The sequence below is a fragment of the Pseudoalteromonas sp. SG43-1 genome, assembly GCF_014164415.1.
GTDB classification, from domain to species: Bacteria; Pseudomonadota; Gammaproteobacteria; order Enterobacterales; family Alteromonadaceae; genus Pseudoalteromonas; species Pseudoalteromonas distincta.
In genome coordinates this window covers 1-19,831 of sequence record NZ_JACJFD010000012.1, presented here as the reverse complement: position 1 = coordinate 19,831, position 19,831 = coordinate 1, and the positions used below count along the sequence as shown (strand labels likewise).

Here is a 19,831-nt window from a genome sequence, read left to right as displayed (position 1 = left end):
TTAAGAAACAAATCAAAACTAACATCTTGCTATCGCCACACAAGCTAAAATAAACACAATTAATTTTATTCAGAGTGGTTGGGCAAGCGTAATTGCCCCTGTTAAACGCCCACTTTACTGAGCGACAGCTTCCTTTCTAAACAACAAATGCACAAAAACCTTAAAAGCAACGTACAAAAAACAGCATAGTGAGCGAGATTTGAGCTACCATGCTGTTATTATTGCTAGCTCGATAAAATAGTCATCGGCAGGCTCAATATTGGATTTTCTGAATCGGCAAAGTGCATCATTACAGCTACATGCCCAGCAACTACCAGTGCATACATAACCGCTGAAAAACCTTGTCCGTATTTATCTAGTGGTATTAAATGGGAGTAATGTCGGCCTCGCCATTCAAATACAATTTCCAGCGCACCTACAAACAAAAAGAATACCAGTAACATTAAACCAAATGTATAACTAAGCCATAAGCCAAATAACACACCGAGTAAACACACACTTAAACCAACCCAAGAGCGCATAGAAAAGCTGATACTTTTCAATACATGTCCGCCATCAAGGGGTAAAATGGGTAGTAGGTTAAATAAGTTAAGTAGTGCGCTTAATACCGCAACACCTGCAAATATGTCCATCTCCGTGGCGTAATACAAAACCACGCCCAGTACAGAGGTGAATAAGCCAAATGCAGGACCCATTAGTGATATAACCACATCTTGCCAGCGAGTTGTTATTTTATCGTCGCTTACAGCAAGCCCGCCAACAAAGGGAATAAGGTAAATACCTTTGGTTTTTATGCCAAAGTATTTCATGGCTCTTACGTGCCCATATTCATGTACTACTAAACACGCAATAAGCATCAGCGCAAATTCGATGCTAAATAGCCACGCATAGCCAGCAACAGAAGCCCCTGCAAGCACTACTTTAATTACCTTAGCGCTTTTAAAAAGCTTAAAACCTAATGCAGCTAGCCCTAAAAAGCCTTTTTTAGGTGAGCCATTTGTAGGTGCTGGTAGCGCAAGTTGTGTTGCAAATTGATCATCTACAAAAAGCGAAATGCTTTGCTCTTCGACTGCCCCTGTATCGATACCTATTTTTTTATTGTCGTAAGTAAACTGATAGTAGTTTTCACGAGGGTTATCAAAGGTAATGGCTTGTTGCGCATGAAATACCTGCACAATTTTTTGCCCAGACACCATAAGCGAAAATGGTTGCTCGGCTAAAGTAAGATCTATTCTTATCATAATTAAGACCGTTTAAAATAATGGCGCTAGTATACCTAATCAGCTTAAAAACACGAGTGAAGGTGCTAGGTAACTATTTTCAAAATAAAAGTATTTGATACTGACAAAATAAAAAAACACTACTACTTTTATAGTAACTCCAAGCGATACATTGAAAGGGATAACAGTGAAGAAGATAGTGCCTAATATTTTAGTTGTTGACGATTCAAAAGCAATTTTGATCGTTATGGAAGCTATACTTAACGAATTGGGTATGTCTAACACTATAACTACGTGCCTGAATGCAAAAGAAGCTCTTGAAAAAGTTAAAGAGGATATCAACTACTTTGATGCTATTTTTACTGATCTCAATATGCCCGAAATGGACGGCATGGAACTAATCCGCCACTTAGGAGAGCTACATTATCAAGGCGGTATTATAATTGTTTCTGAAATGGACCATAAAGTTATTAGCTTAGCTGCCAATCTCGCGAAACAACATAACGCTCACCTCATTGGTAATATTACAAAACCAGTGCAACTGTCTCAGGTTAGTAGGTTACTTATTAAAGTGGCGCAATTAAACAGCCACACTTTATTAAAAGAGTCAGCCATTTCAAAAGATGAGCTTATTGATGCATTAAAAAACGATGAAATAACGCCTTTTTACCAACCAAAAATAAACGCTGATAACAATAAAATTGAAAGCGTTGAAGTCTTAGCACGTATTTTATCAAGTAAAGACGGCAATATTATTTTACCTAACCGTTTTATAAACACTGCCGAACAACACAACTTAATTAATCAAATTACATTTTCTCTTTTTGAAAAGGCCACCAGCGAATTCAAAAATATGAAAGCGCAACTAGGTCATGATTTTAAAATGGCATTTAATTTATCGCCAACTCAGCTCGACGACTTAAACTGCCCTAATAAATTACTGCTCATTTTAGAATTAAACCAACTCACGCCTAGTAACATAATTATAGAAATAACAGAACAACATGCACTCTCAAGCCTAATGCAATTAGAAACACTAAACAGATTAAGAATGCATGGCTTTGGTATATCGCTAGACGACTTTGGTGTTGGTTTTACTAATATGAATCAGCTTCGAAATCTTCCTTTTACTGAAATTAAAATAGACCGTTCACTTATTAGCCATATAGAAACAGATTTATTTTCTCAAGTGGTCGTAAGTTCGTTATTTAATATTACGAGTAAAGATAATTTAGACTTAGTAGCAGAAGGCGTTGAACGCCCAGAAGAGCTCGTTTATTTAAGGCATTATAGAAGAAAACTAGCCATACAAGGTTTTTTATTTAGCCGCCCTAAACCACAAGACGAATTTATATCTTGGGCTAAAGATTGGCTGAAGACTGATGGCAGCCCCGCTTAAAGAGGTATTAATATTTAATCGGGGCTGGTTAACTAATTATCACCCCGAGTGTGTTTATCTTCTTCACTGACTATATGCGCACTACTTGCTAAACGTTTGTGCCAACGCTGCCTTGCTACTGCGCGCATATTAGTAGATTGGTCACGCTCATCTACAATCTCTAGCCCCATTAAAGCTTCAATCATATCCTCTAGCGTTACAATACCTTGCACGTCACCGTACTCATCTACAACTAGGCATATATGCGTGCGCTTTGTTAAAAGAGTTTGCAGTAACGACGATACGTTCTGAGAAGTTGGTACGGTATAAATAGGCTTAATCAATTTGCTAATTTTGTAATCGGTGCCTAAGCGGTGAAATGCCAGCATAATATCGTTTTTATGCACAAACCCAACGATATCATCGGCATCTTTATCAAATACCAACACTCTAGAAAACGATGACGACCCATGTTCATTTAAATACTGATTAACTGTTAAATTTTTATGGATTTTGAAAATAACAGTTCGCGGCGTCATTAAATCACATAATTTTGCATGCTTAAAATGCAACAAATTACGGATAATATCAGATTCATCTTGATGTAATGCTCCCGACTCCGTGCCTATATCTGCCATTGCCTCTATCTCTTGACGAATATAGTAAGCCTCATCGTGCTTTGGACCCATTAAATTTGTTAGCTTTTGAGCAAACCATACAAAAGGCTTTAGCGATATAACTAAAAAACGCAAAGCGTAGGTAACACTTGGGGTTAAAGCTCGCCAGTAATTAGCCCCCAAGGTTTTAGGTATAATTTCAGAAAGAATTAATACGAGAAATGTCATAATGGCTGATGCAATACCTACAGCCGCATCGGAAAAAACGACAGCCGCTTGTGCGCCAACTCCCGCTGCACCTGCAGTATGGGCAACTGTATTTAAAGTTAAAATAGCAGCTAAAGGCTGATCTATATTGTTTTTAAGCTTTTCGAGCTGTTTAGCAAGCTCAGGGTGTTTTTTTCTAAGTGATGCAACATAGCTGGGCGAAATACTTAATAACACAGCCTCCATCACAGAACATAAAAACGAAATAACAATCGCCACTACCATATAAACTATCAGTAAAGTCACTTTCTCTCCTCTATATTGGATATGTGAGCATGGTAACAATACATGCTATATTTGGCCAAACTTCCAATAATAATAGGCATAATAATGAAATTTAGCGCACCATGGTGTCATCAAAATAAGCTATTTAAGTACGCAGCAGCTCTTTTAACGCTTAGCAGCTTAAGCTTTGCTGCAATAGCGGCACCATTGGATAAATCAAAAATTCAGTTTATCGGCCCACTTGCCGAAGACATGCAGTTAAAGCCTTTTCAAACACCTCATGGTAATGCCATTATTAATAACCTATTACCTCAATTACAAGCAGACTCAGATAGTTTTTCTGTATTTGGGAAAAAACAAAATTGGCAGCCATTTAATAAAATCAATGCGCTCACTTTAGGTGGGTTACAGGCACTAAAATTTAATATTGAAACAACCCGCTTTACACAAGGTACGCTTACCTTAAAAGGGATTGAGCAAGGTCAGTTATTTATTAATGGCGAACTACAAACAGGTGATAAAAATAGCTATAAGTTAGCTTTAAATAACAGTACTCACACTGTTTTAATAGTAGCCCAGCAAGTAGCTAATTGGCACGACGTAATGCTTGATTTTGCACCTAAAAACGACATTGATAAAATTACGCTTAGTGCCTCACAAACAAAGCGCTTATCTGCAAAACAATTGTTTGATGCTCCTACAATTAGCCAATTATCACTCGCACCTAACGCCAAGCAGTACGTTACTACTACTCGCACTTATAGCGATAAAACACAAAACCAAGCAAATACAGTTACTGTCCTTAAAGATTCAGATAATCAAACGCCTTATCGCTTCGAAGCAGGCCAACCAAGTAACATTATTTGGAGTCCAGATAACCAATATTTAGTGTATTTGTTAAATGGTGAGCTTAAACAACTTAGCCGTAAAAACTTCTCAATAAAAACATTAGCAAACGATTTAGAAGGAGCCAATGGCTTTACCTTTTATAACGACACCAGTCTTTTGTTTAGCTGGTCTAAATCACCTGAGAACACTAACAACTTAACTAAGCACTATAAAGGTCTACAAGATCGCTGGTCGTATGCACGCTCCACCAGCCAAATTTATATGCTTGATACTAAAAGTGGTTTAACAAAAGCACTTAGCCAAGGCCCTCTTTCTTACAGCCTTGAAGATTCAAATAGTAACCGTGGCAAAATATTAATGAGCCGCCCAGTAATGGCAATGCAGGCATCAACACACCCTGAAACAGAGTTAGTCGAACTCGATTTAAAATCAAATAAGCTTTCATCGCTTGGTAAATTTAAAACGTTTAATTTAGCTAAATATGCAAATAAAGACATTTATGTAGTTGCAGGCCCTGACTTTAAAAATGGCGCAGGCAGAGCATTACCAAAAGCAATGCTTGCTAATAACTACGACGGGCAACTTTACCTACTTACTGAAGGCGGTAAAAACGTAAAAGCACTCAGTAAACAGTTCGACCCCGCTATTGGCCAACTGCACGTTTTAGAAAACGGCGATGCGCTTATTAAAGTAACAGAGCAAGACACTCAACCACTTTACCTATTTGATTTAAGTAAACAGCGCTTTAAAAAGTTAAATACAGGATTGGATATTGTTGAACAATTTAGTTACTCACACGACCGTAATACCGAAATTTTATTAAGTGGCACTAACGCTTTAACACCACAACAACTAAAGCGCCTGAACGTAAGTAAAAATAAAACAGATTTAATATGGGATTCAAAACCAAGTAGCTATGCAAATACACGACTCCCTACATTAGAAGAGTTTAATTTTAAAAATAAACATGGGGTTGAAATAACGGGCCGTGTTTACATTCCAAGCAATTTAGATAAAACTAAAAAGCACCCAGCGCTCGTGTATTACTACGGCGGTACTTCACCAGTTACGCGTGGTTTTACAGGTCGTTACCCGTTTAACTTATGGGCAGAAAATGGCTACGTTGTTTATGTAGTGCAACCTACTGGCGCAACAGGGTTTGGACAAAAGTTTTCAGCGCAGCATGTTAATGCCTGGGGCGACTACACCGCAGATGATATTATCGAAGGCACACAAGCCTTTTTAAATAAATACAACTATGTTGATAGTAAAAAAGTAGGTAACTTAGGGGCATCGTACGGTGGCTTCATGACCATGTTATTGGCAACTAAAACCGATATATTTAGTGCTTCAATAGCTCATGCGGGTATTTCTAATATTACCTCGTATTGGGGTGAAGGTTGGTGGGGCTACTTATATTCTGGCGAAGCATCAAAAAATAGCTTCCCGTGGAATAACCCTGAGCTTTACAGCCAACATAGCCCTGTATTTCATGCCGACAAAGTAACAACACCTATGCTACTTCTTCATGGTGATAGCGATACCAATGTACCTGTTGGCGAAAGCTTAACAATGTACACTGCACTTAAACTGCTTAATAAGGACGTAGAGTTAATCGAATACAAAGGCGCCGACCATCAAATTTTTGCACGCGATAAACGATTTGATTGGTGGAACACTATGCTCGCATACTTTGATAAAAAGCTAAAAAACGAGCCTCAATGGTGGGACTCGATGTATAAAAATGACTGAGCCTGAACCTTTAAAATAACAACTTAATACAGATTTATTAGTAGTAGAATTAATTATTTAGCACCTTTTAATTAGTTTAAAGGTGCTAACCTCATCCTCTAATAACGTCTTATACCCCTTTGAAATATTAAGTTACTTAAAACTAATAAACCCCCTTCTCAGCATTTACCTATTGGTGCTACCATACAGAGCTATAAGCATTCAAAATAAAGTACTATGGCTATTAATGTTTTATTGGTTGAAGACGATGAACTACTCGTTAAACGCATCCAAAATCACTTTGCAGATACCGAATTTACAATAGAGGTAGACCCCACTGGCGCTGATGCACTTAACATTGTAAGGCAGCGGGTAAACCTGCGCGGTGCTATATCATTAGCCATAATTGACATTGTCTTACCAAAGCGCGACGGGCTTCAGCTCGCAAAAGAATTAAACACACTGACCGATATTGGCGTTATTGTATTATCGAGTCGTGACTCCCAAGCCGATCGTATTGCAGGTCTTGCACAAGGTGCTGATGACTATATTTGTAAGCCCGTCGATTTACTTGAGTTAGAACTTCGCATGCGCGCGCTCTATAAGCGTGTTGCAGTTAACCTAGAAGACGACGAAAGCGAAGAGTTTATAGAATATGCTGACTTTAAGCTTCATCCTGATAACCGCACATTAATTACTGCTGCGGGCGTTGAGTCACGCTTAACTGAAGCCGAACATAAAGTGCTTATTTGCTTAATTAGTAATGCAGGTAAAGCCACATCCCGTGAAAAAATATCAGAAGAAATAGGCCAGCCCGATTGGAGCCCAAACGATCGTACTGTTGATGTGCTTATTGGTCGTTTACGTAAAAAATTAAATGACGAAAAAGATCAAAAACGCATCGTTACCGTACGCGGTAAAGGCTATATGCTTTCTATTTAATACTTAGTTAATTGCGCAATAAGGCGCTCAAATGCGCGGTAATTAAGTGCTTCTTTAAGCTCATTTAAACTAATGTTTTCAGCGCCTTTTAAATCACTAATAGTCCGCGCCACCTTAATTACTCTATGGTAAGAGCGTGGCGATAAAGACAACTTCTCGCTTGCTCTAGCTAAAAATTGCAACTCTGCAGGCGCAAGTTCACAGTGCACACTCATTTCTTTATTATTAAGCCTCGCATTAACCTTACCTTGACGTTTTAGTTGTAGATAATAAGCCGTTTCAACTCTTGCTCTAACCTCAGCACTACTTTCCTCCGGCTGAGTACTTTGTAGTTCAACACTCGTTAAACGAGGTAGTTCTATTTGCAAATCAATACGGTCAATAAAAGGCCCCGACACGCGCGATAAATAACGCATAACTTGATCGGGAGTTGCCCGCTTATCTGTATGACTTCCTGTTGGGCTTGGATTTAATGCTGTAATAAGCTGAAACTGCGCTGGAAACTCCATTTGCCTAGCTGCACGTGAAATAGTTACTGTGCCGGTCTCCATTGGTTCACGCAGTGAATCAAGTACCTTACGCTCGAATTCCGGTAACTCATCTAAGAAGAGCACACCATTATGTGCCAGAGAAATTTCACCAGGTTTGGGATTCGAAGAGCCCCCCACCAAGGCAACAGCTGAACAAGTATGATGTGGATTACGAAATGGCCGCTGTCGCCAATTAGTTAAATCTATGGATTGCCCAATAATAGAGTAAAGCGCAGCTGTCGAAATAGCTTCATCGTCCGACATAGTAGGCATTATAGTTGCCATTCGCTGGGCCAGCATCGATTTACCAGTACCTGGAGGACCTAAAAATAATAAATTATGCCCGCCAGCTGCAGCAATTTCGAGTACTCGCTTTGCACCGGGCTGACCTTTCACATCGCTTAAATCGAGTAAAAAGTCAGGGGCTTGTGTGCAGTCGGGATACTCTATATTTAATGGTAAGGGTTGTTGATTAAGTAAATCCCCCCACACTTCTTGAATAGAGCTTACGGCTTTGCGTTTAACGCCATTAACTAGGCTTGCTAGGCTGTCGTTTGCAAGAGGTAAAAAGCAGCAACGATCTTGCTCTTTTGCAGCAAGTACCGAAGGTAAAATAGCGTTTACACCACGCACCTCACCATTAAGAGCAAGCTCACCATAAAACTCGTACTTGTGAATATCAGGACACACTATTTGCCCAGAGGCGACTAAAATACCCACCGCAATAGCAAGATCAAACCGTCCGCCATCTTTTGGCAAATCGGCAGGGGCTAAATTTACAGTTATTCGTTGATCGGGAAAACCAAATTGTGAGTTTTCGATTGCGCTACGTACTCTATCTTTTGATTCTTTAACGGACGCTTCAGGCAGGCCTACTATATGAAAAGCGGGTAAACCATTTCCTAGGTGAACTTCTACAATAACTTCAGGGGCATTTATACCCACTTGAGCACGAGAAAATATACGAGCTAACGACATTCCTTATCCTAGTAAATGGTGTGATTACACCAGTTTAGTCAGGATATTTAAAAACGTGTAATGTGATTTGCCATTTTATAGCAGCTAAACGAAGTAATAAGGTCATTAACATACCTAATACCATCGCCATTTCGGTTACTAACGAAAAACTAATGCCAAGCGTATAAACAGTACCACCCGCTATACAGGTAATAGCGTAAAGCTCACCTTTTAATAGCATAGGGATCTCGCGTGCAAGCACATCTCGAATTAATCCACCAAAGCAGCCTGTAATTACAGCCATAATTACCGCAGTCATATCGGGCATACCAACAAGCTGTGCTTTTTGCGCCCCCATTACTGCAAAAAAAGCTAACCCAAACGCGTCCGCTGTTTGTAAAATATAATGAGGTATCGGCTTTTGTTTATTTATAAGGCGTGTTGTAACAAATACTGAAGCGAGTATGGCAAAAAAGTAACTTTGATCGTGTAACCAAAACACTGGAACATCTAAAATTAGATCTCGCACTGTACCACCACCAATAGCAGTTACTGTCGCTAAAACTACGACCCCAAAGCCATCCATTTTTTTCTCATACGCTAGCAAAGTGCCCGATACAGCAAACACCGCAATGCCTATTAAATCAAACCAGTGGTAAAGTTCAGTCATATTTGTAACAACCTAAAAATATTTGTGTCGTTTTAACACAAACCAAACAAGGTTTTAAGTAATAACGATTTATTTTAAGAAGTTTATAACATTTTAAAGTGTATCTCAGGGGGGCGGGAGCTTGCGCTTATGAGAAGTGAATGCCTCATGCAGTGAAGATGATCTCACCACTCTCATCAAATTTTAGACATAAAAAAACACGCTTTAAGCGTGTCGTTTCATTCTTATTTATTTCAGTGGTTGCGGGAGCCTGAACTTATAAAAGGTGAACCGACGACCTTCGGGTTATGAGCCACAATATACACACCAAATTTTAGACATAAAAAAACACGCTTTAAGCGTGTCGTTTCATTCTTATTTATTTCAGTGGTTGCGGGAGCCGGATTTGAACCGACGACCTTCGGGTTATGAGCCCGACGAGCTACCAGACTGCTCCATCCCGCGCCTGAAATTTGTAGACTTATTTAAAGTTGCTTACATTACAACTTGGCTTCCAATTAAAGAATTGGTTGCGGGAGCCGGATTTGAACCGACGACCTTCGGGTTATGAGCCCGACGAGCTACCAGACTGCTCCATCCCGCGCCTGTATATTTTAAGCCTATCGACTACTTTATTTTATCTCTTAAGTTAGAGTTTACAGTAACCTCAATCCCTAAGGAAATTGGTTGCGGGAGCCGGATTTGAACCGACGACCTTCGGGTTATGAGCCCGACGAGCTACCAGACTGCTCCATCCCGCGCCTGTAATTTCTTTAAAGCATTTTCGTGATATTTACTTGCCTGCCTTGAAGAGAGCGCTACTATATAGGAATAAACATTTAATGCAAGACCTAAACTAATTAAAGTTGTTCAACCGAACAAAAAGCAATCAAATTACTACTCTGCGATCAATCTTTGATGTGGATTAATCATTTTTTGCCATTCCCAGTCGGGATGTCCCATCACTATAAAGTCAGGGTTCTCAGTACTCTCTCGTTGGTTGTACGTTAGCGGATTAAATTCTGCATCCGTAATACAACCACCGGCTTCTTCAACAATAACTTGTGAAGCACCTGTATCCCACTCTCCCGTTGGACCAATTCTTAAAAAACAATCTGCTTTGCCCTCTGCAACAGTACAGGCTTTTAAAGAACACGAACCAATAGCAATCGTTGTAAACTGACTATTTAAATACTGACTCACCGCTTCTATTTTTTGGCGGCGGCTCACTGCAAGCGTCAAGCTCTCTGGCGGCGCTACAGATATTTGCTTATCAATTGAGTTTTCACGTTTAAAGGCACCATTTTTAGCAGTAGCAAAATAAGTCACACCTTTTGCAGGCCAATGAATAACGCCAAGCACAGGGTGATTATTTTCAATCAATGCAATGTTTACTGCAAAGTCGCCACTTTCTAAAATAAATTCGCCTGTACCATCCATCGGATCGAGCAACCAATAACGCTGCCAATCTTGTCTGTCGGCGAGTGCTGGTATAGGTGTTTCTTCCGACATAATTGGGATATCGGGTGCAAGTGCTTTTAATCCAGCAACAAGTACGTCATTTGCTGCTAGATCAGCTTTGGTAACAGGCGTATTATCTGATTTCTCTTGTTGGCCAATATCGCCTTTTTTATAAATGGCCATAATTGCATCGCCAGCACGCTCAGCTAATTCAATGCACGGTTCGATTAATTTATTCATCGGCAGCTCCAGACGCTAAATACTTATCTAATAATAGCAAAGCTGCAACACTGCGTGCTTCGGTAAAATCTTCTTGGTCTAATAATGACTGCCACTGAGTTAATGGCCACTTAACAACAACTAGCGGCTCTGGTTCGTCACCAATAAGGGTTTGAGGGTATAATTGCTTAGCAAATAAAATATGCATTGTGGCATTAAAGTAACTCGGCGCCATTGTTACTGTTCTTAATGGTTTAAAATACTCAGCGCCAAAGCCAATTTCTTCTTTAAGTTCTCTGTTAGCAGCTTGCTCTGGGGTTTCGCCCGGATCGATTAAGCCTTTAGGAAAACCTAACTGGTAATTGTTTGTGCCCGCACAGTATTCACGTACAAGTAGTAACTCATTATCTGCACTTAACGGAACAATCATCACTGCTCCCCGGCCACCGCCGCGAATTCGCTCATACTGGCGCTCTTCGTTATTAGAAAACTTTAACTCTAAAGACTCCACAGTAAACAGGCGACTTTTAGCAACAACATTGTTACTGAGGATTTGTGGTGGTGTTGGGTGCTTTTTCTGTGTCATTGGCGTTAATTTGCTATCATGGCAGTTAGTTCAATAATAAACCTTATAAGTTGAAATTCCTATGTTAAATTGGTCAAAAATCGATACCGTTTTGCTCGACATGGATGGAACATTACTCGATTTACATTACGACAGTCATTTTTGGCTTAACGTTATCCCTGCGCAACACGCATTAGCTAGAGGCATTAGCCTAGATGCAGCTAAAGCAGATATTTTAAAACGCTATCAAGCTGTGAGCGGTCAAATACAGTGGTATTGTTTAGATTATTGGGAGCAGCAATTAAACTTGCCTATAATGGAGCTTAAACGAGAGTCTCAGCATTTAATTAAAATGCGCGAAGACGTACCTCATTTTTTAACCGAGCTTAAAAAAGCAGGCAAAGAGTTAATTTTACTTACCAACGCCCACCCTGAGAGTGTCATGCTGAAATTTGAGCATACAGCGATTGATAACTACCTAGATGGTGTAGTGTCTACTCATGAATATGGAGTAAGTAAAGAGCAGCAAAGTTTGTGGCACCAAGTACAAAAAGACTTAGGGTTTAATAAGCAGCGCACTTTGTTTGTAGATGACAGTGTGCCGGTATTAAATGCCGCACGAGAATACGGCATCGAGCACTTACTTGCAGTTGCTAACCCTGATAGCCAACAACCACATAACGAAATAGCCGATTACCTGAGTGTTACCGACTATCGTAAGATTATTTAACTCAGTTTACGTGGGCTAGATTTTTGGGTAACGCGCTTCAAGGCCTTGGTATACTAACTTTGCAAAATCTGCATGTTCTGTATCAAGGCTTTTAACTACTTCAACTAAATGCTCGTTATCTTCTTGCCCGTTCCATTCTTTAATATAGCTACCATCTTTGTAGCCGTGATCTTGGCGGAAAAAGTTTAACGTATTTTTACCTACGTAGCCGCGATATAAATCATCAATATCCATACCCATTTGCGCCATACAGCCGGCAAAGGCAGCGGCATTAAACGTTTTATCTGCAACGGCGGAAGCCGCTAATATTTCTAGCGTTTGTTTAAAGTCATCCGCTTGTTGAGCATTACTAAGCTCAGCTTCAAGTTGCTTTGCTAAGTCTTCGTAGCTAGTTTTGCCGTCAATTCTAAGCGATAGACCAAAATGAAAAATATCAACCAACTCTAAAATAACTTGTTCAGTATCTGGTGTTTGTTTTTTCCACCATTTCCAACCATGATGATCCAGCATTTCAGCGCACTCAACCCAAATAGCGCGGTACCATTCGAATCCTTGAGTAAACCATTGCTCATGTACTTTAGTGTTCATGGCGTTTTGCATTTCTAGCATAACTACTAGCTTGTTTAAATTGGCAGACATATTCATTCCTGTCGTTTTTGATTAGTGTAATAGTACCGATAAAGGAAGCTTAACGCATCAGCACTATCTTAATATGTAGTTTACTTTGAGCCGCTAAATTCAGCCCATGAATCAATTAAATCAATGAAATCTTCAAAGCCACAACCACTACTTAAACCATTTTCTTCAAGCGCTAAATCGTCATCTTGATACGCTATTAGGTCTTCACTGTCTTGATGAAGCGCATGGGCTTCAAATAGTGCTTCGTCTTTGGTTAATATTAAATCTATTTCTTGGCCTTTTAGCGTTAGCGGCTCATAGCTTGAACTCACCGATGCAATAAGCGCTTGAACCATAGCTACTTTGTCTTTGCCTATTTCTTCGTTTAGCCAGCGACCAATAATAGCGTGTTCACTACTTATTTTAATACGTAGCCCACTAATAGGGTCGCGAATAAATTGATATTCCATAGGATTTGCCTGTAAATCTTTAATTGCGTAATTATATACGTAAACGCCCGCAAACCACAGGACATATAAAGTAAAATAGCGCCACAAGGGCGCTATTTTATTCAACTTTAAAGCAGTTAACTTCGCGATCTATAACGCGCTGCGTCAATAATCGACCATAAGTAAATAATAGGCACTAGTACAAAACCTACAAGCACATAAATTAGTGCGTAACTTATTATAATAGCGAGTGCAAAAAATATAGCCGCTAAAATACGCCCTTGCACTAACTGCCCTAAACCAGGAAAAAATATATTACATAATGCTGCGATTACGTTACCGCCAGAACCTTGATCTGCCATACTAACCTCTGTATTTATTTGATTTTATAATTATTTACTTACACACTCTATGCCAATTTATTAAAGCTTACAAATCAAATAGTTAAATTAGTCTAGATTTAGAGAGTTAGTAAATTTTGCTAACTTTAGGTCAAATTAGCAATTTTTATTGTGCGTTTACGCTTTTTTGTTTGTTCAAAAAATTATCAAGTTACTCGTTTTTAAGGCTATTTTATAAATAGCTGTTTATAAAAACAGTATTTTATTTAGCCTAACAAAAACACCTGTTATACTGCCCACAATATTGATTAAAAAGGCGTAACGATGGACGTTTCACAATTACTCGATGGCTTAAATGACAAACAACGCGATGCCGTTGCAGCCCCACTACAAAACATGCTGGTATTAGCAGGTGCAGGGTCTGGTAAAACACGAGTGTTAGTTCATCGTATTGCGTGGCTTATGCAAGTTGAGCAAGCATCTGCTTACAGTATTTTTGCCGTAACCTTTACTAATAAAGCGGCTAAAGAAATGCGCAGCCGCGTTGAAGAAACACTAAAAGCCCCTGTAGGTGGTATGTGGATTGGTACGTTCCATGGTTTGTCGCATCGTATTTTACGTGCTCATCACCGTGAAGCTAACTTACCAGAAGCCTTTCAAATTTTAGACTCTGACGATCAACTTCGGATGATCAAGCGCTTATTAAAATCGATGAATATCGATGATAAAAAATGGCCCGCCAAACAATTTGGCTGGTACATCAGCGCTAAAAAAGATGAAGCACTTCGCCCTAAAGATATTCAAGCATACGATATTAACGAGCAAATGATGCTGCGTGTTTACGCCGCCTACCAAGAGGCCTGTGATAGAGCAGGCCTAGTAGATTTTGCCGAAATATTACTACGCAGCTACGAAGTGTTAAAAAATAACCCAACGTTACTGCGTCATTATCAGCAACGCTTTGCACATATGCTCGTAGACGAGTTCCAAGATACAAATACCATTCAATATGCTTGGTTAAAGTTACTTGCAGGCGATACAAGCAGTATCATGATTGTAGGCGACGATGACCAAAGTATTTACGGTTGGCGCGGTGCTAAAATCGAAAATATTAAACGATTTTTAACTGACTTTAGCGCAGAAACCATTCGTCTTGAACAAAACTACCGTTCAACAGCAACTATTTTGAAAGCGTCTAATGCATTAATTCAAAATAACTCAGAGCGTATGGGTAAAAGCTTATGGACCGACGGTAACGATGGCGAGCCAATTTCTATTTATGCGGCATTTAATGAGTTAGACGAAGCACGCTTTGTAAGTAGCAAACTACGAAGCTGGTTAAATGCAGGTAATGCCCTACAAGATGCCGCAATTTTATACCGTAGTAACGCGCAATCTCGTGTACTCGAGGAGGCCATGCTGCAAGAAGGCTTAAAATACCGTATTTATGGGGGTATGCGATTCTTCGAACGACAAGAAATTAAAGATGCGTTGTCGTACTTACGCCTAGTAGGTAATCGTCAAGACGATGCCGCGTTTGAGCGTGTAATTAATACGCCAGCACGCGGTATTGGCGATAAAACATTGAGCCATATACGCGATTGTGCACGAGCAGAATCGTTACCGCTTTGGTATGCCGCAAAAGCAATTGTAGAACAACAGCATTTATCTGGTCGTGCTTCTGGTGCAGTAAGTAAGTTTGTAGAACTCGTTGAACAAATAGAAGATAAAATTAGCGACCTAACTTTGCATGAGCAAGCCAAGTACACAATTCAAACCTCAGGCTTGATGGCAATGTACCAAGCCGAAAAAGGTGAAAAAGGCCGTGCTCGCGTAGAAAACTTAGAAGAGCTAATTAGCGCTTGTGATCAGTATGAGCTGCCTGAAGACGAAGAGTACAGCTCACCTTTACAAGGCTTTTTAGCCCACACGTCACTTGAGTCAGGTGAAGGACAAGCAGAAGAACACGAAGACGCCGTACAAATGATGACGCTTCACTCAGCTAAAGGCTTAGAGTTTCCGCTAGTGTTTATGGTAGGCGTAGAAGAAGGCATGTTCCCTTCTCAGCAAAGCAACGAAGAGTCGGGTCGCTTAGAAGAAGAGCGCCGCCTTTGTTATGTAGGCATGACACGAGCAATGGATAAGTTATACATTAGCCATGCTGAGAGTCGCCGTTTATACGGGCAAGAAAAATACCATAGCCCATCTCGCTTTTTACGCGAAATCCCTGAAGACTGCGTAGAAGAAATCCGTATTAAAACACAGGTTTCTCGCCCGCCTGCCGCTGGGCGTTTTAGCGCATCAGTTAGCCATGCCGCATTTGAAGACAGTGGCTTTAACTTAGGACAACGCGTACTGCATGCTAAGTTTGGTATTGGTACTGTACTGAATTATGAAGGTAGTGGCGCACAATCTCGCGTACAAGTTAACTTTGACGACCTTGGTAGCAAATGGTTAGTAACGGCTTATGCACGATTACAAGCGGTATAAAGCACACCTAAATGAGTTAGAGCAACAATTAGCTGGCGCGTATCATCGTCAGCTAGTGTTGATCACGGGCAGCCCAGCTTGGTGTTATGAAATACTTAACTCATTAATAGATGAAAACAATACACTTGTTGTATCAAAGCAGTGCGCAATTAAAAATTCGTACTGGCCTACTCGCACACACCAAATTTTAGGGCAAGAATTTGCTCATGCTGTTTACGATGGTTTTAGTGGTTTGCACCCTGATAAACTTGCAGCACTTGCCGGAACCATTAAAGCAGGCGGTATACTGTTTTTATTACTGCCTGAACTAGATGATTTAGCCTCTTGGCAAGATCCCGCATTAAGTACAGTGCAATCACACGGTCAGAGCATTGACTACAGCATATTTAATCAGCGTTTCGCGACTATTATTGAACCGTTACCTGCTTTTCACTTTAGTGAAAAAAATGGCTGTATTAGTAATAACGCTAGCTATGTAATGCATAATAAAATTGATTATGAGCCACAGCAAAACTGTATTGAGCAGATAGTAAAAGTAGCTAATGGCCGTGCAAACAGGCCTTTACTCATTAATGCTGATAGAGGCAGAGGTAAGTCGGCAGCACTTGGCTTAGCCGCGGCAAAACTAACTGATAAAAAAGTAATTATTTGCAGCACTCAGTTTAAAGCGACCCATAGCAGCTTCAAACATTTAGCCCAAGAGTTAAGCCTTCAATACAACGCTGAACATAAACAGCTCGCCAACTTGCACTACGTTGCACCTGACGCGTTATTAAACACACTACCTGAGTGCGATTTACTACTCGTTGATGAAGCTGCAGCAATCCCTGTTCCGTTATTACTACTAATGCTAGCTCATTACCCTCGTATAGTATTTGCAAGCACTCTGGTTGGGTATGAGGGCAATGGTAGGGGTTATACCATTCGCTTTAGTAACTATATTAAAGCACACTATAAAGCCTCTAAAGTTGTAACGCTTGATGAGCCACTGCGTTTTGCTAAACACGATCCCCTCGAGAAGCACATTCGCACCTTGCTTGCACTCGATGCAGAATATATAGAGTTAAGGAGTGATGAATTAGAGCAGCCAATTCATAGCGAAGTAACTCAGCAATCCCTTGTAAACAATGAATCTTTACTGCAGCAAGTTATTGCCCTACTTGCACTGGCTCACTATCAAAGTAGTGTCAACGACTTACGCCAACTACTAGACGCACCATCGCAAAGACTATTTATTAGCAAAATTAATAATCAATTAGTTGGCGTATGCTTAATCGCCATAGAAGGTGGTTTGAGTGAAGAACTTGCCCTACAAGTTATAAGTGGAGAGCGCCGTCCGCAAGGACATTTAATGGCGCAAGCACTCTCACAACTTAGCTTTAATAATGACTGTTTAACACAACTGAGCGCCCGCGTTGTACGAATAGCGATTGATCCGAGTTCCCACAATATAGGACTTGGTAAAAAGTTACTTAGTTATTGCGAGTCGCAGGTAAAAAGCCAATGTAGTTGGCTTGGTGCAAGCTTTGGCGCAACAGCGCAGTTACTTAATTTTTGGCAAAACCTAGGGTTTGATACTGTAAAATTAGGTTATCAACGCGATAAAAGCACCGCTGAACATTCGGCGCTTGTGGTTAAATGCTTGAGTGACAAAAGTACAATTCTCCAACCCCTAAAAAAGCAGTTTAAAAACGATTTCTTTTATGCTCTTCTAACACACTTTAAAACACTAGATTGGCAACTCGTGAATATTATAATTGAAGGATTTAGCGACGAGTTAATAAGCCTAGAGACTCACGAGCGATTAGCACTGCTCACTAAAAGTAACTTCACTCAATTTAGTATCTCTGCAACTCTTTGGCAGTTACTGAGTCAGTCACCTTCTTATATATCTCAATTAACAGAGTCGGATAAACAACTTTTAATAAAATTAGTACTTCAAAATGAAAGTAATGAAAAAGTGATTCAACACTTAGGTTTATTAGGAAAAAAGCAGCTTGAGAATCAATTTAAACGTGCCATAAAAAACCTCACTAGCACCATCTAATAATTTCTAGTTGCCCTATCTCTGTTAAATTTTATCCATCTTTAAGCTATTTATTTAATTTGTTCTATCCTTAAAGCATTAATAGGTAAATTAAGATAAAGGCATGGAATTAATAAACTTTAAAGTGGGCTGCAAAACAATTTCGCTAAAAATACTCGATATTTTATTAACTGAGCGCTTTGACAATAATCTAACAACTTTACCAAACAATAATAAAAGCTTTATTGGTGTTAAAGATTATATGGATATACCAACACCTGTTTTTGATTTAGGTATTATTTTAAATAATATCTCGACTGAACAAAGTAATGCGCATGTACTAAAACAACTAAGAATATGGCAAGACAAACTATTAAACTGGTTTAATACCCTTCAAAGTAACTTATTAAATAGCTCGGCTTCTATTTCAAATAATGACGCAGAACTACAAGATTTTGTTTTGTTTTACAAAGAATTCAACACCGACAATGAAGACTTAAAATTAACAATGTCTCGGCTTGACGAGCCCTTCCAATCATTACTAGAGACAGCAAAAGCAGCTATAGCAGCCCATAATCGAAGTGATCATAAACAAGTATCAGCTCTGCTCGACAAAATTAAGCGTAATAGTCTAATTCAGCTTGAGCGTTTATTTGAATCCGCTAAAGAGCAAATAACCTTAGACTATAAACCTATTATTGTTTTCACCACCAAAGACGGACTAAATCCACATGTTGGTTTATTAGTAGATAAGGTTGAAGATAATATCGACTATAAAGAAGAAGACATAAAGCCACTGGATAAGCTCACTGAGGTTGGTTTTGATCTAGACCCACAAACTAAAAATATGATGCTAGGATTAATCAAGCTCCCCCAAAAGCATAGTGTATTAATTGATCCAAGCGTAATATTTAAACCAGCTCAACTAGAAGAATCTGAAAGTGAAGAAACCCAAGCTTATGGACTATTTTAAATAGCGTTATTAACTTTAGTACTGGAATAATGAGCTATTCCGCTCAACTTGTACATTTAGATGAATTAGAGAAGAATCGAGTATGTAATGTCCGTTACTCCCCATATTTCACTTTTGTGAAGATGTAAAAAAGCCCGACTATTTCTAGTCAGGCTCTCTACAATTTGAGGTCTGTGCGCTACGCAGTAGAATGTCGTAGTGCCCACGGCGGTGGAGAGCCACAGTGAAATGCTACACTCTCGTTGTGTCGGGAGTCGCTACGCTCGCCCGACCTACGTGATGGTGTTGCTATGAGTGTGTTAATTGCGCACATTTTACTTTTCTGCAGACGTAAAAAAGTCCGACTATTTCTAGTCGGGCTCTCTACAATTTGAAGTCGGTGCGCTACGCAGTAGGATGTCGTAGTGCCCACAGCGGTAGAAAGTCACATAGCAAATGCTACACTCTCTTTGTGCGCGATATGAGTGTATGTTAATTGCGCATATTTCACTTTTCTGCAGACGTAAAAAAGCCCGACTATTTCTAGTCGGGCTCTCTACAATTTGAAGCCTGGTAATGTCCTACTTTCACATAGCAAATGCTACACTATCATCG

At 39.7% G+C, this 19,831-nt stretch carries 16 protein-coding genes and 3 tRNA genes; 7 read left to right on the top strand and 12 right to left on the bottom strand.

Annotated elements, in window-relative coordinates:
• Positions 1 to 224 precede the first annotated feature (224 nt).
• The gene (locus H5159_RS10190; RefSeq protein WP_182780236.1) at positions 225 to 1,241 is read right to left on the bottom strand and encodes a metalloprotease; all 1,017 of its coding nucleotides are present in this window, start codon (positions 1,239 to 1,241) and stop codon (positions 225 to 227) included.
• 166 nt (positions 1,242 to 1,407) lie between these two features.
• Between H5159_RS10190 and H5159_RS10185 the strand changes: the two genes are divergently transcribed.
• Entirely contained in the window at positions 1,408 to 2,619 is a 1,212-nt protein-coding gene (locus tag H5159_RS10185) for an EAL domain-containing protein (RefSeq protein WP_182780235.1), read from the top strand.
• Positions 2,620 to 2,651: 32 nt separating this feature from the next.
• Here the strand turns inward: H5159_RS10185 and H5159_RS10180 are convergent, their stop codons facing one another.
• Positions 2,652 to 3,728, bottom strand: a complete 1,077-nt coding sequence (locus tag H5159_RS10180) for a hemolysin family protein (protein WP_182780234.1) — start codon at positions 3,726 to 3,728, stop codon at positions 2,652 to 2,654.
• A gap of 84 nt (positions 3,729 to 3,812) precedes the next feature.
• On the opposite strand from H5159_RS10180, the gene H5159_RS10175 reads away from it, so the two are divergent.
• The gene (locus H5159_RS10175) at positions 3,813 to 6,308 is read left to right on the top strand and encodes a S9 family peptidase (RefSeq protein ID WP_182780233.1); all 2,496 of its coding nucleotides are present in this window, start codon (positions 3,813 to 3,815) and stop codon (positions 6,306 to 6,308) included.
• A 216-nt stretch (positions 6,309 to 6,524) separates the two neighbouring features.
• The gene (locus tag H5159_RS10170) at positions 6,525 to 7,229 is read left to right on the top strand and encodes a response regulator transcription factor (protein WP_002957913.1); all 705 of its coding nucleotides are present in this window, start codon (positions 6,525 to 6,527) and stop codon (positions 7,227 to 7,229) included.
• Here H5159_RS10170 and H5159_RS10165 read toward each other — a convergent pair.
• From H5159_RS10165 to nudE, 7 genes are all read right to left on the bottom strand, one after another.
• Entirely contained in the window at positions 7,226 to 8,737 is a 1,512-nt protein-coding gene (locus tag H5159_RS10165) for a YifB family Mg chelatase-like AAA ATPase (RefSeq protein WP_182780232.1), read from the bottom strand. The two genes, H5159_RS10170 and H5159_RS10165, sit on opposite strands and share 4 nt — an antisense overlap.
• Positions 8,738 to 8,771: 34 nt before the next feature.
• The gene (locus H5159_RS10160) at positions 8,772 to 9,386 is read right to left on the bottom strand and encodes a trimeric intracellular cation channel family protein (RefSeq protein ID WP_007587018.1); all 615 of its coding nucleotides are present in this window, start codon (positions 9,384 to 9,386) and stop codon (positions 8,772 to 8,774) included.
• Positions 9,387 to 9,753: 367 nt separating this feature from the next.
• A tRNA-Met gene (locus H5159_RS10155) sits at positions 9,754 to 9,830 on the bottom strand.
• A gap of 62 nt (positions 9,831 to 9,892) precedes the next feature.
• A tRNA-Met gene (locus H5159_RS10150) sits at positions 9,893 to 9,969 on the bottom strand.
• Positions 9,970 to 10,049: 80 nt separating this feature from the next.
• Positions 10,050 to 10,126 (bottom strand) — tRNA-Met (locus H5159_RS10145).
• A 136-nt stretch (positions 10,127 to 10,262) separates the two neighbouring features.
• Positions 10,263 to 11,066 carry a 3'(2'),5'-bisphosphate nucleotidase CysQ gene (gene cysQ / locus H5159_RS10140; protein ID WP_182695533.1) on the bottom strand — a complete coding sequence of 268 codons (804 nt, stop codon included), beginning with the start codon at positions 11,064 to 11,066 and terminating at the stop codon, positions 10,263 to 10,265.
• Positions 11,059 to 11,631 (bottom strand): ADP compounds hydrolase NudE, encoded by a 573-nt coding sequence (nudE, locus tag H5159_RS10135; RefSeq protein WP_154903622.1) that lies wholly within the window; start codon positions 11,629 to 11,631, stop codon positions 11,059 to 11,061. Before nudE ends, cysQ begins: the two co-directional genes overlap by 8 nt.
• Before the next feature lie 61 nt (positions 11,632 to 11,692).
• On the opposite strand from nudE, the gene yrfG reads away from it, so the two are divergent.
• Entirely contained in the window at positions 11,693 to 12,340 is a 648-nt protein-coding gene (gene yrfG / locus H5159_RS10130; RefSeq protein ID WP_165724387.1) for a GMP/IMP nucleotidase, read from the top strand.
• A 15-nt stretch (positions 12,341 to 12,355) separates the two neighbouring features.
• Here yrfG and H5159_RS10125 read toward each other — a convergent pair whose 3' ends face one another.
• From H5159_RS10125 to H5159_RS10115, 3 genes are all read right to left on the bottom strand, one after another.
• Entirely contained in the window at positions 12,356 to 12,979 is a 624-nt protein-coding gene (locus tag H5159_RS10125) for a dUTP diphosphatase (protein ID WP_002963012.1), read from the bottom strand.
• Positions 12,980 to 13,059: 80 nt separating this feature from the next.
• A complete protein-coding gene (locus H5159_RS10120; protein ID WP_002963010.1) occupies positions 13,060 to 13,428 on the bottom strand; it encodes a YacL family protein in 369 nt (122 codons plus the stop codon).
• 116 nt (positions 13,429 to 13,544) lie between these two features.
• On the bottom strand, positions 13,545 to 13,769 hold the full coding sequence (locus H5159_RS10115) for a hypothetical protein (protein ID WP_002963009.1): 225 nt from the start codon (positions 13,767 to 13,769) through the stop codon (positions 13,545 to 13,547).
• Between the two features lie 303 nt (positions 13,770 to 14,072).
• Here H5159_RS10115 and uvrD point away from each other — a divergent pair, with 303 nt between their 5' ends.
• The 3 genes from uvrD (at position 14,073) to H5159_RS10100 (ending at position 19,237) form a co-directional block, all read left to right on the top strand.
• Positions 14,073 to 16,238, top strand: coding sequence for a DNA helicase II (uvrD, locus tag H5159_RS10110; protein ID WP_002963007.1), 2,166 nt, complete (start codon positions 14,073 to 14,075; stop codon positions 16,236 to 16,238).
• Positions 16,216 to 18,285, top strand: coding sequence for a GNAT family N-acetyltransferase (locus H5159_RS10105; protein ID WP_182712001.1), 2,070 nt, complete (start codon positions 16,216 to 16,218; stop codon positions 18,283 to 18,285). Before uvrD ends, H5159_RS10105 begins: the two co-directional genes overlap by 23 nt.
• Before the next feature lie 103 nt (positions 18,286 to 18,388).
• Positions 18,389 to 19,237, top strand: a complete 849-nt coding sequence (locus H5159_RS10100; RefSeq protein WP_182712000.1) for a chemotaxis protein — start codon at positions 18,389 to 18,391, stop codon at positions 19,235 to 19,237.
• The last annotated feature ends 594 nt before the right edge of the window (positions 19,238 to 19,831 follow it).